Genomic DNA, 15727 nt, shown 5'->3' with positions numbered 1-15727 from the left:
TCAATGCACCGCGGTGAAGAACCGTGCCAACCTGAACCCGGACAGCCAGGTCCATACCGGCTGGCCGCGCATGCCGAGATCCCAGGAGCCGAGCACCGCATCGGCACGGCCGATCAGATTGTCGATCGGCAACAGGCCGACGCCGCCCGAGCGCAGCGGCACGCGGCTGTCGGCGGAGTTGTCGCGGTTGTCGCCGAGCACGAAGAGATGCCCGGCCGGCACCGTCACCTCGGGCGTGTTGTCGAGCGGGCCGTTGTCGCGCATCTTGAAGATCAGATGCGAGACGCCGTTCGGCAGCGTCTCGACATAGCGGTAGGCGGGCTCGCTGCTGCCATTGTCGTTCTCGGCCGCACCGACGCCGTCCGGCTTGAGTTCGGCGGGGCGGTCGTTGATGAAGAGCTGACCCTGCCGCATCTGGATGCGGTCGCCGGGCAGACCCACGACGCGCTTGACCCAGGCCTGCGAGCGATCGCCGGGCCAGCGGAACACGACGACGTCGCCGAGTTTCGGCGTCTCCGCGAAGACGCGGCCGCTCTCGGGCAGGTTGATCTGAATCGGCAGCGACGAGGTGCCGTAGCCATAGGGGAATTTAGAGGCGAGCAGCGCATCGCCGATCAACAGCGTCGGCTCCATCGAGCCCGACGGCACGTAAAACGGCTCGGCGAGCGCGCCCTTGGCGATGAAGACCGCAGCGACGATGCCGGCGAGCTGCACGAGTTGCCCACCCCAGCCGCTGCTTTTCCGCTTCGGGGTGACAGTTGCTTTCTCAACGCTCATGCGCCCGTTCCACCCACCGTGATGCGTTCCATCAGAAGCGACGGCTGGCCGACGCCGACAGGCACGCCCTGGCCGTTCTTGCCGCAGGTGCCGATGCCGGTATCGAGCGCAAGGTCGTTGCCGATCATGCGGATGCGATGCAGGTCGGTCGGCCCGTTGCCGATCAGCATGGCGCCCTTGAGCGGGGCCCCTAACTTGCCGTTCTCGATCTTGTAGGCCTCGGTGCACTGGAACACGTATTTGCCCGAGGTGATGTCGACCTGGCCGCCGCCGAAATTCGCGGCGAAGACGCCATTCTTCACCGAGCTAAGGATCTCGGCCGGATCGCGGTCGCCCGCGAGCATGTAGGTGTTGGTCATGCGCGGCATCGGCACATGGGCATAGCCCTGGCGACGGCCGTTGCCGGTCGGCTTCATGTTCATCAGGCGCGCGTTCTGGCGGTCCTGCATGTAGCCGACGAGGATGCCGTCCTCGATCAGCACGGTGCGGTTGGTCGGCGTGCCCTCGTCGTCGATCGACAACGAGCCGCGCCGCGAGGCAATGGTGCCGTCATCCACCACGGTGACGCCCTTGGCCGCGACCTGCTGGCCCATCAGGCCGGCGAACGCAGAGGTCTTCTTGCGGTTGAAGTCACCCTCCAAGCCGTGGCCGACCGCTTCATGCAGCATCACGCCGGGCCAGCCGGCCCCGAGCACGACGTCCATCTCGCCGGCGGGAGCAGGAACAGATTCCAGATTGACGAGCGCTTCGCGCAGCGCCCCGTCGGCGGCCTCGCGCCAGTTCCTGCTCTCGATGAATTCGGCATAGCCGGCGCGGCCGCCATAGCCCTTGCTGCCGCTCTCCTGGCGGTCGCCCTGGCCGGCGACAACCGAGATGTTGACGCGCACCAGCGGACGGATGTCGCGATAGCTCTCGCCGTCGGGCCGCAGGATCTCGACGACCTGCCAGGTCGCCCCGAGGCTGACGCTGACCTGCCGAACCCGCGGATCCTTGTCGCGCAAATAGGCGTCGATCTCGGCCAGCAGCTTGACCTTGGTCTCGAAGCCGGGCGCATCGAGCGGATTGTCGTCACTATAGAGCCGCACGTTGGTATGCGCCGGCGGGGCCGCAAAGCTGCCCGAATAGCCGCCGCGCACGGCCGCGACCGCGTCGGCGGCGCGAATCAGCGCCGGCAGCGAGACATCGGAGGAATGTGCGTAACCCACCGCGTCGTCCTTGACGGCGCGAAGCCCAAAACCCTGCGAGGTGTCGTAGGTCGCCTGCTTCAGCCGCCCATTGTCGAACATCAGCGCTTCGGTCTGGCTGTATTCCAGGAACAGTTCGCCGTCGTCGGCGCCCGAAAGCCCGCGCGCGACCTCGTGGCGAACCTGGTCGCGATCGAGATTGGCGCGCTCGAGCAGGGAGGTTGTGGCGGGGTTGGTCATGCGTCCGTCCATTATCTGAAGATGTGGGGCAAGATAATGGTTTCGGACTGGTTCCGCGAGGGCGCCAAGCCTCACATTACGGAAACAATAGGATCGCCAATATGAGCCGCCGTTACGGCAGCTTGTCATAGCCCTCGGCGAGCCCGTTCAGGCTGAGCGGGAAGCCGATGCCTTCCTCCGGCGTCTCGAAGATGATGAAGGTCGCGGTCTTGGCGCTGCGGAGTTGGCCCAGCAGCTTGTCTTCGAGGACAACCTCGGCGACGCAGCCGTTGGGCAGGCAGCGGACGAAGCCGGCGCGGCCGACGTCCTGGTTGTCGAGCTTGAGTCCGAGACCGGAGGGCAAGAGGACCCCGAGCGGGGCGACCACGCGCATCAAGCGGCTCTTCTGGTCGGCGGTCTTGAGCACGATCACGGTCAGGCCGGCATTGGAGCGGTCTTCCGCCACGACGCTCTGGATCAGGGCGCATTGCTCGGTCTGGGCGCCGGGCGGGGTGTCGCAGCGGATTTGCCAGTCGCCGTGGACGGAGCGGACTGCGCCCTGCGCATGAGCGAGGCCGGGAAACGCCAGGAGAATGATCGCAGCCAGGAGGGCGGCCAGCGCCGGAAGGCCGTTAGCCGGCTTTGCCATCGATCTCGAAAGCCCCATCGGGTCGGTCCCTCTGCTCGCCTTCTTCGCTTGCACCTGGCGGACTGATACGGGAATGACGGCGCCTTGAAGGCAATTCCAAGCAAATTCCGCGCCGCCTCGTGCCGCCGCCGCCCGCACGAATCAGGCTCCTGCGCGGCCACGCGCCAGTGCCTACCGCGGGCAATTCCGCTGTCAAGCCGCAGCATCCCGGGAAACGGTATTTTTGTCTGATGTTACTGGGAAATATCTTGCCGGTGATGGCTGACAGACGGGGCTCAAGACTGCATTGCGATAGATCAAGAATTATGGTTTGAGAGGCTTGATTTCGCGTTCTAGCGATCTGGCCCCAATTCCTCTTAGAGGTATTCTTGCGTGGCGGTTTGTCGGACTGGCGGGTCGAATAAGCGTTTCCCGGAAACAGGGGAATGCACTTGGGGTGATTTCGTAAGGGGAGCGCGAACGGCATGAGGATGTCGATGGGTCGGGTGGGCCGGCAATTGCTGGGATTGGCCACCATCGCCTTGGTGGCGGCTGGCATCACGCTGGGGACGGGTGGTGCGGCATTCGCCGAGCTCGGGCAGCCGGCGCCGTGGGAGTGGACGCTTCAGCAGTCCGGTTCCCCGGTGATGGACAATATCGTCTGGTTCCACAACTTCCTGTTTGTGCTGATTGCCCTGATCACGCTGTTCGTCCTGGCGCTGCTCGTGATCGTGGTCATCAAGTTCAATGCGAGGGCCAATCCGGTGCCGTCGCGGACCACCCACAACACGCTGATCGAGGTCGCCTGGACGCTCGTTCCGGTGCTGATCCTGGTCGGCATCTCGGTGCCGTCGTTCCGGCTTCTGTTCCTGGAGCTCGACGTGCCGAAGGCGGACCTGACCATCAAGGCGACGGGCAAGCAGTGGTATTGGTCCTATGCCTATCCCGACAACGGCAAGTTCGAGTTCGACTCGCTGATGGCGCAGGACAAGCAGCCCCGCCTGCTCGGCGTCGACAACGAGATGGTGGTGCCGGTCAACAAGGTGATTCGCGTCCAGACCACGGGTGCCGACGTCATCCACGCCTTCGCGGTGCCGGCTTTCGGCATCAAGATCGACGCCATTCCAGGCCGCCTGAACGAGACCTGGTTCAAGGCCACCAAGACCGGCATGTACTATGGTCAGTGCTCGGAACTGTGCGGCAAGGATCACGCTTTCATGCCGATCGCCGTGCGTGTGGTGAGCGACCAGGAGTTCGCCTCCTGGGTCGAGACGGCGAAGAAGAAATTTGCGAGCGGCGGCACGAGCACCTACGCCTCCGCGGCCGGCCCGACGCAATAGGCGTCGCGTGACGGCTTTCAGGGACTGAAAGCGATAAAAGGGCGGGACCTCCAAAGGTCCGAATGGGACGCAAGGCAGGATTTGAAAATGGCAACGAGCGCAGCGGCACACGGCGATCACGCCCATCATGACGAGCACGCCCATCCGACCGGATGGCGGCGCTACGTCTACTCGACCAATCACAAGGACATCGGCACGATGTACCTGATCTTCGCGGTCATCGCCGGCGTCATCGGCGCCGCGATGTCGATCGCGATCCGTGCCGAGCTGATGTACCCGGGCGTGCAGATCTTCCACGAGACGCACACCTACAACGTGTTCGTGACCTCCCACGGCCTGATCATGATCTTCTTCATGGTCATGCCCGCGATGATCGGCGGCTTCGGCAACTGGTTCGTGCCGCTCATGATCGGTGCGCCCGACATGGCATTCCCGCGCATGAACAACATCTCGTTCTGGCTGCTGCCGGCCTCCTTCGCTCTGCTCCTGATGTCGACCTTCGTCGAGGGTGAGCCGGGCGCCAACGGCGTCGGCGCCGGCTGGACCATGTACGCGCCGCTGTCGAGCTCCGGCCATCCGGGCCCGGCCGTCGACTTCGCGATCCTGTCGCTGCATCTGGCGGGCGCCTCGTCGATTCTCGGCGCCATCAACTTCATCACCACCATCTTCAACATGCGCGCGCCGGGCATGACCCTGCACAAGATGCCGCTGTTCGTGTGGTCGATCCTGGTGACGGTGTTCCTGCTGCTGCTGTCGCTGCCGGTGCTCGCCGGTGCGATCACCATGCTGCTCACCGACCGCAATTTCGGCACGACGTTCTTCGCGGCCGACGGCGGCGGCGACCCCGTGCTGTTCCAGCATCTGTTCTGGTTCTTCGGCCACCCCGAGGTGTACATCCTGATTCTGCCCGGCTTCGGCATGATCAGCCAGATCGTCTCGACCTTCTCGCGCAAGCCCGTGTTCGGCTATCTCGGCATGGCCTACGCCATGGTCGCGATCGGCGGCATCGGCTTCGTGGTGTGGGCGCACCACATGTACACGGTCGGCATGTCCTCGGCGACGCAGGCCTATTTCGTCGCGGCCACGATGGTCATCGCGGTTCCGACCGGCGTGAAGATCTTCTCCTGGGTCGCCACCATGTGGGGCGGCTCGATCGAATTCCGCGCCCCGATGATCTGGGCGGTGGGCTTCATCTTCCTGTTCACGGTCGGCGGCGTCACCGGTGTCGTGCTGGCGAACGCGGGCGTCGATCGCGTGCTGCAGGACACCTACTACGTCGTCGCGCACTTCCACTACGTGCTGTCGCTCGGTGCGGTGTTCGCGATCTTCGCCGGCTGGTACTACTGGTTCCCGAAGATGTCGGGCTACATGTACAACGAGACCTTGGCCAAGGCGCACTTCTGGGTCACCTTCGTCGGCGTCAACATGGTGTTCTTCCCGCAGCACTTCCTCGGGCTGTCGGGCATGCCGCGCCGCTACGTCGATTATCCCGATGCCTTCGCCGGATGGAACCTGGTCTCGTCGGTCGGCTCCTACATCTCCGGCTTCGGCGTCCTGATCTTCCTCTACTGCGTGATCGACGCCTTCGCCCGCAAGGTGCCGGCCGGCAACAACCCCTGGGGCGCCGGCGCGACCACGCTGGAGTGGACGCTGTCCTCGCCGCCGCCCTTCCACCAGTTCGAAGTGCTGCCCCGCGTGCAGTAAGCAATCTTCCGCGGCGCCCGTGACGGGCGCCGCGGCGCTATAACGAAGCGAGTAGATCTAAGTGTCCGTCCTCGACCAGAACGCCATCGACATCAATCCCCGCATCTCCGAAGCGGAGGTCGGCGATTACATCGCGCTGCTCAAGCCGCGCGTGATGTCGCTGGTGATCTTCACCGCGCTGGTCGGAATGGCGATGGCGCCGGGGCATTTCCACCCGGTGCTCGCGTTCACCTCGCTGCTCTGCATCGCCGTCGGTGCCGGCGCCTCAGGCGCGCTCAACATGGCACTCGAAGGCGACATCGACTCCAAGATGTCGCGAACCGCGAACCGGCCGATCCCGCGCGGCCGCATCACCAAGCCCGAGGCGATGGCGTTCGGCATGACGCTCGCGTTCTTCTCGGTGATGACGCTCGGCATCCTCGTCAACTGGATCGCGGGCGCGCTGCTCGCCTTCACCATCTTCTTCTACGTCGTGATCTATACGATGGGCCTGAAGCGCTGGACCGCGCAGAACATCGTGATCGGCGGCGCCGCCGGCGCGCTGCCGCCGGTGGTGGCCTGGGCCTCGGTGACGGGTACGGTCGACGTCGAGCCGCTGCTGCTGTTCGCCATCATCTTTTTCTGGACCCCGCCGCATTTCTGGGCGCTGGCGCTGTTCCGCTCCGACGACTACGCGCGCGCCGGCATTCCGATGCTGCCCAACGTCGCCGGTCCCGACGCGACCCGCCTCCAGATCCTGCTCTACACCATCGTGCTGATCGCGGTCGCAGCGGCGCCCTGGGCGCTCGGCTATTTCGATGCGGTCTACGGCATCGTCTCGCTGATCCTCGGCGCCGGCATGCTGGTGCTCGCGATCAACGTCTATATGCGCCGCGAGCGCAGCCAGTCGCTGCGTGCCACCCGCAAGCTGTTTGCCTTCTCGATCCTGTATCTGTTCGCGCTGTTCGCGACCCTGCTGGCCGAGGTTGTGTATCGGGCGCTGGCTCCGATGGTTGGGGGCGCATGATCACAGCGATGGCCGACAAACCCGAGCCAGATGGAATCGTCCTCACCGAGGCGCAGAAGAAGAGCCGTCGCCAGCGCTCTATCGCCATTGCTTTGGCGCTCGGTGTCCTCGTGGTGCTGTTCTTCGCCGTGACCATGGTCAAGGGGCCGGCAGTCCTCGTGCGGCCGATGTAGGAAACATGGATCACGAGCCGACCATATCGCGGGATATCAGCGCGAAGCCGGCCAATCTCAAGCCGGCCAAGCGCCGCGGGCTGGGTCGCGATGTCGTGGTCGCCTCGATCTGCGGCGGCGTGGTCGCGCTGATGGTCGGTGCGTCCTACGCGGCGGTGCCGTTCTACAACTGGTTCTGCCGCGCCACCGGTTTCAACGGCACGACGCAAGTGGCGACCTCCGCGCCGGCCACCGGGCCGATCGCACGAAAAATCTCGGTCCGCTTCGATTCCAACGTCGCGCCTGGCCTGCCCTGGAAATTCGAGCCGGAGCAGAACGAGATCGAGGTCAATATCGGAGAGGTCGTGACGGTCTTCTACACCGTGACCAACCAGGCCGCGCGCACCACGTCGGCCCAGGCCGCCTACAATGTCGCGCCGCTGACGGTCGGCTCCTACTTCCAGAAGATCAACTGCTTCTGCTTCACCGAGCAGACCATGGCGCCTGGCGAGAAGCGCGAGATGCCGGTCGTGTTCTACGTCGATCCGTCGATCGCCGACGATCACGAGAACGACGGGCTCAACACGATCACGCTGTCCTACACCTTCTATCCGGTGAAGGAGCCCGTGGTGAAGCCGCTGGCATCGGGCGAAGGCGACAAGCGCAAGGGAAATCTCTGACCGCCGGGCTCGCGCTCGAAGGGTCGGAAACAAGGGGATAAGTGCCTGACAGGCACGGGATTGAGGAGAGAGACGGAAATGGCCACGGCGCACACCAAGCATCACGACTATCACCTGGTCGATCCCTCTCCGTGGCCGGCCGTCGGCTCGCTCTCGGCCTTCATCATGGCGGTCGGCGCGATCGCCTGGATGCACCACATGTTCTCCGCCGCGCCGATCGTGTTCGGCGTCGGCGCCGTGGGCGTGCTCTACACCATGGCGAGCTGGTGGGGCGACGTGATCAAGGAAGCCCAGTACAAGGGCGACCACACCCGCGTCGTGCAGCTGCATCACCGCTACGGCATGATCCTGTTCATCGCCTCCGAGGTGATGTTCTTCGTCGCCTGGTTCTGGGCTTATTTCAACGCGGCGCTGTTTCCGGCCGACGCCGTCCACGCCACCCGCGACGCGGTATTCGGCTGCGGCCTCGGCACCCAGCCCGGTGCCTGCGCGGTCCCCGGCACCTGGCCGCCGAAGGGCATCGAGACTTTCGATCCCTGGCATCTGCCGCTCCTGAACACGCTGATCCTGCTCACCTCAGGTACCACCGTGACCTGGGCGCACCATGCGCTGCTCGAGAACGACCGCCAGGGCCTGAAATACGGCCTGATCCTCACCGTCCTGCTCGGTGCGGCGTTCACCTGCGTGCAGGCCTATGAGTACAGCCACGCAGCGTTCTCCTTTGCCGGCAACGTCTACGGCGCGACGTTCTTCATGGCGACCGGCTTCCACGGCTTCCACGTGCTGGTCGGCACCATCTTCCTGCTGGTCTGCCTGTTCCGTGCCTATGCCGGCCATTTCACGCCGAAGCAGCATCTCGGTTTCGAGTTCGCCGCCTGGTACTGGCACTTCGTCGACGTGGTCTGGCTGTTCCTGTTCCTCTGCATCTACGTCTGGGGACGCGGCGCCGAGGCCATGGCCCACGCCGCGCACTGAGCCGAACCGATCAGAAAGGGCGGCCCCAGGGCCGCCCTTTCGCTTTCCGGCCGGAAGTTCCGGCGGAAACTGTGATAGGGTCCGCCATCATGAACGACACCGCCAGCGATCCCCAGTCCCAAACCACCGTCCTGCAAAGCGCGATGCGCGGGCTTGCCTGCAAATGCCCGCGCTGCGGCCAGGGCAAGCTTTATGCGGGCTTTCTGACGCTCGCGCCCGCCTGCGACCGTTGCGGCCTCGACTACGCCTTCATCGATACCGGCGATGGTCCGGCGATCTTCATCATCATGCTCGCCGGCGCCATCGTCGTCGGCTGCGCGCTCGTCGTCGAGGTCAAGTACCAGCCGCCGTTCTGGCTGCACGCGGCGCTCTGGCTGCCGCTGATCCTCGCCACCACGCTGTTGCCGCTGCGTGCGATGAAATCGCTGCTGATCGCGCTGCAATTCCACCACAAGGCGGCGCCGGGCCGGTTGGTCGATCGCGCGAAATGAACGAGCCTGCGCGCAAGGCCCGCGTGGGCGGCTTCGCGCTGTTCACGCTGTTCCTGACGGCTGTGTTCGTCGCACTCGGTGTCTGGCAGTTGCAGCGCCGGACCGCGAAGCACGAGCTGATTGCGGCACTCACCGATCGGCTTGCGGCAGCGCCCGTGGCACTGCCGCCGCCGGCGCTATGGGCTGGCCTCAATCCCGCGCGCGACGAATTCCGCCGCGTCAGCTTCACCGCAACCTACGCAGCCCAGCCCGATGCGATGGTCTATTCCTCCGGCTCGGCGGTACGCAAGGACGTTTCCGGGCCCGGCACCTGGGCGTTCCTGCCGGCGCGACTTCCCGGCGGCGGGACGGTCGTGATCGATGCGGGCTTCGTCGAAAACACGATGCAGGATCGCGGTGTCGAGGATCGCGCGGTGAAGAAGCTCGTCACGGGCGAGCCGGTGGCGCTCACCGGCTATCTGCGCTTTCCCGAGGCGCCAGGCTGGCTGACGCCGGCGGAGAACCGCGACAAGCGGCTCTGGTTCGTGCGCGATCATCCGGGTATCGCAAGCGCGCTTGGCTGGGGCGCGGTTGCGCCGTTCTATATCGACCTCGAGCATCCAGCGCCCGCGAATGGCATTCCGCGCCCGGGGCCGCTCGACGTGAATCTGAAGGACGATCACCTGCAATATGCTGTTACCTGGTTCACGCTTGCAGGCGCCGTGCTGATCGCCTTCGCCGTGTGGGCAAGAGGCCGGCGGCGGAGCTGAGCTCAGCCGGAGATGCGTCGAGCAGGCCCGGTATCGCCCGGGGTTTATTGTTCAGCGCATATTCACGAGTGTGGTCCTAAGCGGCAGGTATTTTCCGCGGCAGACAGGATGCGGCGTGAGCGATTTCGACCAGATGGGAATTATCGTCGATTGGGTGGACGCCTGCCGGGAGGGAGACCTCGCCGCGCTGCTCGATCTCTATGCCGACGACGCCAGGCTCGAATGCACCTGCAACGGCACGCAGCGATATCACGGCCGCAGCGAGCTCGAGGCCTATTGGCGGCCGCGGCTCAGCGCCTTCGCCTCGGCAGGTTTCGGGCTGGAGGAAATCCATCCGGCGCCCCACGGCGTCGATCTCGAATATTCCGTCGCGGGCGCGCTGCGCATTCAGGCCTCGTTCTGCTTCAGCCCGGAAGGCAAGATCCGCAGCACGCGGTGCGAGCCGGCGCGACAGAACGCGCATGATGGCTGCGTATGCTAGCCTGATGACGGCGCGTCCCGCGTCGTCTCGACGGGAAGACGGCAGCGCACGTAAGTTCGCTCATCGACGCGCAACAGGGACAGCGATCCGCTGAGCGCGCGCACGCGCTCATGCATGCCGGTCAAGCCCCGGCCGAAGACATTGTCCGCGGGAAAACCGCCGCCGTCGTCGGAAATCTCGATGACGAGCATCTCGCTGGCGACAGTCGCCCGTACATGGGCGTTGCCGGCGTTGGCATGGCGTCGCACGTTGGTCAGTGCCTCCTGGATCACCCGATACACGGTTTGGGCCAACGGCCCGTCGATCACGTTCAGATCGGCATCGATCGTGTCCGTCAGGATGATATGCGGCGCCTGCCTGCGAAAATTCCGGAGCAGCGTCTGCACGCTGGTCGAAAGGCCCAGCTCCTCGATATAGAGCGGCCGCAGCCGGTCGAGAATACGACGGTTGGTCTGCTGGAGCGCCTCGACCGATTGCAGCAGGTCCTGTCCCGAATTGCCGAAATGTCCTTCCGGCGGTGCGGCCGCGACCAGCGCGATCGTGCCGGCGCGGATGCTGAACAGCAGCGGTCCGAGCTCGTCGTGCAATTCGCGGGCGAGATCGCGCCGCTCGTCGTCCTGGAGCGACACCAGGCGGTGCATCAGACGGCGATTGTCCTGGCTCAATTGCGCCAGCGTTGCGGCCAGCGCATTCGCCTCTTCGCAGCCTTGCCGGATTTCCGGCGGGCCTCCGACCGGGATCGGCCTGGTGTAGTCACCCTGTCGTATTCGCGTGAGACCTCGGCTGAGATCTTGCAGAGGCCGCAGGATAGATCCCGCCAAGACATAGGCGATCGCGCCGGTCAGAACCATCAGCGCGGCGACCAGGCTGGTGAGCGCAACAAAGCCGATCCATTTCTCGAACAGATCGGCCGACATGTCCTGCAGGAGCACGATATCGCCGACGCGTCTGTCGTCGATCATCACCGGGGATGCCGCGTCCATGTCGGGGACGGCGAGATGGTCGATGAACCATTGCGGCACGCCATGCGGCTTGCGCAGGCCGCCCTTCGGTGAAGGCGCGGGACCTGCATCCACGGCGCGGAATTGGATATCTGAGGAGGTGTCCAGGGAATGGACAAAGGCGTCGAGCGTCTGCCGTGGATCGTCCGATGCGCGCAGGGTGTTGTTGAGCGCGGCGGCGATGGCCGCTGTCGAACGCCGCCTAGGCTCGCTCTCCTCCGCCAATTGGCCCGTTGCGAATATCTGGAGCAGCACGCCAGCCAGGATCGACGCCGCGAGAAAGCTGGCGCCGAGCGGAAGAAACAGTTGCGTCCTGAACGAAAGTCGTTGCCACATTAGGCCAATTCTAACGCGCATCGGCGGGATTTGCCCTTTCCATTTATTCCCGTCGGTCTATGAGTCGAAAAACAAGAGAGTGCGCGATGCAAGATACCGCCAAGCTGGCGACCAGGGTCCTGATCGTCGACGACCATCCCGTGGTGCTGTCCGGTTGCCGCACCCTGTTCGCATCCGACCATTCAATTCGCATTGACGAGGCGAGCGACGCCAAATCCGGTCATCGCGCCTATGTCAGCAAGCGGCCCGACGTCACCGTGATCGACATCGGCCTGCCCGATGTCTCCGGCTTCGAATTGATGCGGCGCATCCGCAAGGATGATCCCGACGCCAAGATCATCATGTTCAGCATGAACGACGATCCGGCCTTCGTGGTGCGGGCAGTCGAGCTTGGGGCGCAGGGCTATGTCTCCAAGGGCGACGATCCCCGGATCCTGCTGAAAGCGGTGCGCAAGGTGGTCGCGGGCGACAATTTCATCTCGCCGCAGCTTGCGGAGGCCGTGACGTTTTCCGGCGCGGCGATCAAGGCCAATCCTGCCTCGCAGATGACACCGCGGGAGCTGGAGATTCTCCGCCTGCTTGGACGCGGCGACAAGATCGTCGAGGTCGCCGAGGCGCTCGGCATCTCCTACAAGACGGTCGCCAACACCACGTCTCTGCTCAAGCAGAAGCTGGGCGCCAAGAATCACTCCGACCTGATCCGGATCGCCGTCGAAATCGGGATGAACTGAGCTTCCGAAGCGACCGAACCGGCTGCATCCAGGATGCAGCGGCTCGGTCGACGGATCGACGCCGCCGTTGGCCGGGCAATGCATGGGCAACGGGCTGACACCATCCACGGGGCACAATGGACCGAGGCTGCATTCGTTCCTGCAACGGGACAATGGATCGGGAAAAAGCGGCATCTGGAAATCAAGGCTCGGCTCTATCGCACGGGCGAACGCTCGCAGCCGGTCGGGAAGAATAGGAACATTTTTCGGCTGGCGCGGTTTTGGCTCTTGACGATTTCGTGACGGGCGACGAAAGCTTGCCGGAACAGTTTTGACGGCTCGGCGACCCCGACGAAGCAAACCGGTCTGCACACAACGACAGACCTTCCAAGAGAAGGGCTGCGGCAAAGCCGCAGCCCTTTTTCATGGGATAAGGGGCGGGCCGGAAGCGGTTTCCTGATGCCGCAAAACACTTTATGGTGGCCCAAAGCCTCTGGCTGTTGACAAGTAATTTCGTAAAATCAAAGGCTTAGATCGAGCTCCGACTCGGCCGGCCTTTGGAGGGCAGTTTGACTCGTTATATCTCGACCAGGGGCGAGGCCCCCGAACTCGGCTTCTGCGACGTGATGCTCACCGGGCTCGCCCGTGACGGTGGCCTGTATGTGCCGGCGACCTGGCCCCAGCTCCCGACCGAGACGATCGCCGGTTTCTTCGGTCGCCCCTATTGGGAGGTCGCGGTCGACGTGATCCGGCCCTTCGCCGGCGGCGAGATCACGGACGCCGAGCTTGGTCGTATGGCGAACGAGGCCTATGCCACCTTCCGCCACCCCGCGGTGGTGCCGCTACGCCAGATGTCGCCGCACCAGTTCGTGCTGGAGTTGTTCCACGGTCCGACGCTCGCCTTCAAGGACGTGGCGATGCAGCTGATCTCGCGGCTGATGGACCATGTGCTCGCCAAGCGCGGCCAGCGCACCACGATCGTGGTCGCCACCTCCGGCGATACCGGCGGCGCCGCGGTCGAAGCCTTTGCGGGGCTCGAGAATGTGGACCTCATCGTGCTGTTTCCGCACGGCCGCATCTCCGAGGTGCAGCGGCGGATGATGACTTCGACCGGCGCGGCAAACGTCCATGCGCTCGCCATCGAGGGCACCTTCGACGATTGCCAGGCGCTCGTGAAGGGGATGTTCAACAACCACCGCTTCCGCGATGCGACCTCGCTGTCCGGCGTCAATTCCATCAACTGGGCGCGCATCGTCGCCCAGGTGGTCTACTATTTCACCTCCGCCGTTGCCGTCGGTGCGCCGGCGCGTGCGGTCGATTTCGTCGTGCCGACCGGCAATTTCGGCGACATCTTTGCCGGCTATGCCGCCAAGCGCATGGGGCTGCCGGTGCGCACCCTGCGCATCGCCGCCAACGTCAACGACATCCTGGCGCGCACGCTGAAGACCGGAATTTACGAAGTGCGCGAGGTGCACGCGACGGCGTCGCCGTCGATGGATATCCAGATCTCATCGAACTTCGAGCGGCTGCTGTTCGAAGCCAGCCGCCGCGATGCGGCAGGCGTGCGCCGTCTGATGGAGTCGCTGAAGCAGTCCGGACGCTTCGTGCTGCCCGATGCGGCGCTCGCCGCGATCCGCGAGGAGTTCGATGCCGGGCGCGCCGACGAGACCGAGACTGCGGCCGCGATCCGCGCCGCCTGGCGCGAAGCGGGTGAACTGGTCGATCCCCATACGGCGGTGGCGCTCGCTGTCGCGGACCGCGACACCACCGACACGAGGGTGCCGAGCATCGTGCTCTCCACAGCCCATCCGGCCAAATTCCCCGACGCTGTGGAGGCGGCCTGCGGCCAGCGGCCGCAACTGCCGGCCTGGCTCGACGGCTTGATGACCAAATCCGAACACATGAGGGTGATGAAGAACGATCAGGCCGAGGTCGAGCGGTTCGTGCTGTCGGTCAGCCGCGCCGCAAAGCAGGGAGTTGCCGGATGAGCGTCGAGATGACCAAACTTGCCTCCGGCCTGACCGTCGTCACCGACGAGATGCCCCATCTCGAGACCGCGGCGCTCGGCGTCTGGGCCGGCGTCGGCGGGCGCGACGAGAAGCCGAACGAGCACGGCATCTCGCACCTGCTCGAACACATGGCGTTCAAGGGCACGACCACGCGCTCCTCGCGCGAGATCGTCGAGGAGATCGAGGCGGTCGGCGGTGACCTCAATGCCGGCACCTCGACCGAGACCACGTCCTATTACGCGCGCGTGCTGAAGGCCGACGTCCCGCTCGCACTCGACGTGCTCGCCGACATCCTCGCCAATCCCGCCTTCGAGCCCGACGAGCTGGAGCGCGAGAAGAACGTCATCGTGCAGGAGATCGGTGCCGCGCAGGATACACCCGACGACGTCGTGTTCGAGCATCTGAACGAGCTCTGCTATCCCGATCAGCCGATGGGCCGTTCGCTGCTCGGCACGGCCAAGACGCTGCGCGCCTTCAACCGCGACATGCTGCGCGGCTACCTCTCGACGCATTATCGCGGACCCGACATGGTGGTGGCGGCGGCCGGCGCGGTCAACCACAAGCAGGTCGTCGCAGAGGCCGAGAGACGCTTTGCCAGTTTCGAGGGGACGCCGGGTCCGAATCCGCAAACCGCTCAGTTCGGCAAGGGCGGCACCAAGGTGGTGCATCGCGAGCTCGAGCAGGCCCATTTGACGCTGGCGCTGGAAGGCGTGCCGCAGAGCGACCCGTCGCTGTTCTCGCTCCAGGTCTTCACCAACATCCTCGGCGGCGGAATGTCATCGCGCCTGTTCCAGGAGGTGCGCGAGAAGCGCGGTCTCTGCTACTCCATCTATTCGTTCCACGCGCCCTATACCGACACCGGCTTCTTCGGCCTCTACACCGGCACCGATCCGGCTGATGCGCCGGAGATGATGGAGGTCGTGGTCGACATCATGAATGATTCGGTGGAGACGCTGACCGAGGCCGAGATCGCCCGGGCCAAGGCGCAGATGAAGGCGGGTCTGCTGATGGCGCTGGAGAGCTGCTCCTCCCGTGCCGAGCAGCTTGCCCGGCATGTGCTCGCCTATGGGCGGCCGCAGACGGTGCAGGAATTGGTAGCCCGGATCGAAGCCGTCAGCATCGAATCGACCAGGGACGCGGCGCGTGCGCTGCTGTCGCGGAGCCGGCCTGCCGTTGTCGCACTGGGCAGTGGCAGGGGTCTGGACACGGCAGTATCTTTTGCGGAAGGATTGACCCGGGCGCGCGCCAGGGCGCGGCTGCATTAGGAGCTGTGCCAGGGGCCCCG

The 15727-nt window shown here is 64.9% G+C and carries 16 protein-coding genes; 12 read left to right on the top strand and 4 right to left on the bottom strand.

All coding sequences use genetic code 11. The annotated features are described in order from the left end of the window. The 3 genes from lepB to XH87_RS27145 form a co-directional block, all read right to left on the bottom strand. On the bottom strand, positions 1 to 777 hold the full coding sequence (lepB, locus tag XH87_RS27155) for a signal peptidase I (RefSeq protein ID WP_158669006.1): 777 nt from the start codon (positions 775 to 777) through the stop codon (positions 1 to 3). Continuing rightward, positions 774 to 2201: a metalloprotease TldD gene (tldD, locus tag XH87_RS27150; RefSeq protein ID WP_035700726.1), complete on the bottom strand. Its 1428-nt coding sequence runs from the start codon at positions 2199 to 2201 to the stop codon at positions 774 to 776. The genes lepB and tldD overlap by 4 nt, the downstream gene beginning before the upstream one ends. A 112-nt stretch (positions 2202 to 2313) precedes the next feature. Further along, positions 2314 to 2847, bottom strand: a complete 534-nt coding sequence (locus XH87_RS27145; protein WP_271589577.1) for an invasion associated locus B family protein — start codon at positions 2845 to 2847, stop codon at positions 2314 to 2316. 446 nt (positions 2848 to 3293) lie between these two features. Between XH87_RS27145 and coxB the strand changes: the two genes are divergently transcribed. The 9 genes from coxB to XH87_RS27100 all read left to right on the top strand — a co-directional run bounded on the left by coxB (position 3294) and on the right by XH87_RS27100 (position 10386). After that, positions 3294 to 4148 carry a cytochrome c oxidase subunit II gene (gene coxB / locus XH87_RS27140; protein ID WP_271589576.1) on the top strand — a complete coding sequence of 285 codons (855 nt, stop codon included), beginning with the start codon at positions 3294 to 3296 and terminating at the stop codon, positions 4146 to 4148. An 87-nt stretch (positions 4149 to 4235) separates the two neighbouring features. Beyond that, complete coding sequence (ctaD, locus tag XH87_RS27135; RefSeq protein WP_271589575.1) at positions 4236 to 5852, top strand: cytochrome c oxidase subunit I; 1617 nt, start codon at positions 4236 to 4238, stop codon at positions 5850 to 5852. 61 nt (positions 5853 to 5913) lie between these two features. Beyond that, positions 5914 to 6858, top strand: a complete 945-nt coding sequence (locus tag XH87_RS27130; RefSeq protein WP_271589574.1) for a heme o synthase — start codon at positions 5914 to 5916, stop codon at positions 6856 to 6858. Continuing rightward, the gene (locus tag XH87_RS27125; RefSeq protein ID WP_035700697.1) at positions 6855 to 7031 is read left to right on the top strand and encodes a hypothetical protein; all 177 of its coding nucleotides are present in this window, start codon (positions 6855 to 6857) and stop codon (positions 7029 to 7031) included. The genes XH87_RS27130 and XH87_RS27125 overlap by 4 nt, the downstream gene beginning before the upstream one ends. A gap of 5 nt (positions 7032 to 7036) precedes the next feature. Further along, positions 7037 to 7690 carry a cytochrome c oxidase assembly protein gene (locus XH87_RS27120; RefSeq protein WP_158669010.1) on the top strand — a complete coding sequence of 218 codons (654 nt, stop codon included), beginning with the start codon at positions 7037 to 7039 and terminating at the stop codon, positions 7688 to 7690. A gap of 78 nt (positions 7691 to 7768) precedes the next feature. Next, positions 7769 to 8665 carry a cytochrome c oxidase subunit 3 gene (locus XH87_RS27115; RefSeq protein ID WP_035700703.1) on the top strand — a complete coding sequence of 299 codons (897 nt, stop codon included), beginning with the start codon at positions 7769 to 7771 and terminating at the stop codon, positions 8663 to 8665. Between the two features lie 89 nt (positions 8666 to 8754). Continuing rightward, a complete protein-coding gene (locus XH87_RS27110) occupies positions 8755 to 9156 on the top strand; it encodes a DUF983 domain-containing protein (protein WP_158669011.1) in 402 nt (133 codons plus the stop codon). Next, positions 9153 to 9905, top strand: coding sequence for an SURF1 family protein (locus XH87_RS27105; RefSeq protein WP_271589573.1), 753 nt, complete (start codon positions 9153 to 9155; stop codon positions 9903 to 9905). Before XH87_RS27110 ends, XH87_RS27105 begins: the two co-directional genes overlap by 4 nt. Before the next feature lie 115 nt (positions 9906 to 10020). Then, positions 10021 to 10386, top strand: coding sequence for a nuclear transport factor 2 family protein (locus XH87_RS27100; protein ID WP_035700712.1), 366 nt, complete (start codon positions 10021 to 10023; stop codon positions 10384 to 10386). Here the strand turns inward: XH87_RS27100 and XH87_RS27095 are convergent. Beyond that, positions 10383 to 11723: a histidine kinase gene (locus XH87_RS27095; RefSeq protein ID WP_271589572.1), complete on the bottom strand. Its 1341-nt coding sequence runs from the start codon at positions 11721 to 11723 to the stop codon at positions 10383 to 10385. The genes XH87_RS27100 and XH87_RS27095 overlap by 4 nt on opposite strands. Positions 11724 to 11809: 86 nt before the next feature. On the opposite strand from XH87_RS27095, the gene XH87_RS27090 reads away from it, so the two are divergent. From XH87_RS27090 to XH87_RS27080, 3 genes are all read left to right on the top strand, one after another. After that, positions 11810 to 12454, top strand: a complete 645-nt coding sequence (locus tag XH87_RS27090; RefSeq protein ID WP_035700717.1) for a response regulator transcription factor — start codon at positions 11810 to 11812, stop codon at positions 12452 to 12454. Between the two features lie 548 nt (positions 12455 to 13002). Then, on the top strand, positions 13003 to 14421 hold the full coding sequence (gene thrC, locus XH87_RS27085; protein ID WP_271589571.1) for a threonine synthase: 1419 nt from the start codon (positions 13003 to 13005) through the stop codon (positions 14419 to 14421). Next, entirely contained in the window at positions 14418 to 15707 is a 1290-nt protein-coding gene (locus XH87_RS27080; protein ID WP_271589570.1) for a M16 family metallopeptidase, read from the top strand. The genes thrC and XH87_RS27080 overlap by 4 nt, the downstream gene beginning before the upstream one ends. Positions 15708 to 15727 lie beyond the last annotated feature (20 nt).

Source organism: Bradyrhizobium sp. CCBAU 53415 (assembly GCF_028128735.1).
Classification (GTDB): domain Bacteria; phylum Pseudomonadota; class Alphaproteobacteria; order Rhizobiales; family Xanthobacteraceae; genus Bradyrhizobium.
This window is presented reverse-complemented; position numbering and strand designations above follow the sequence as displayed.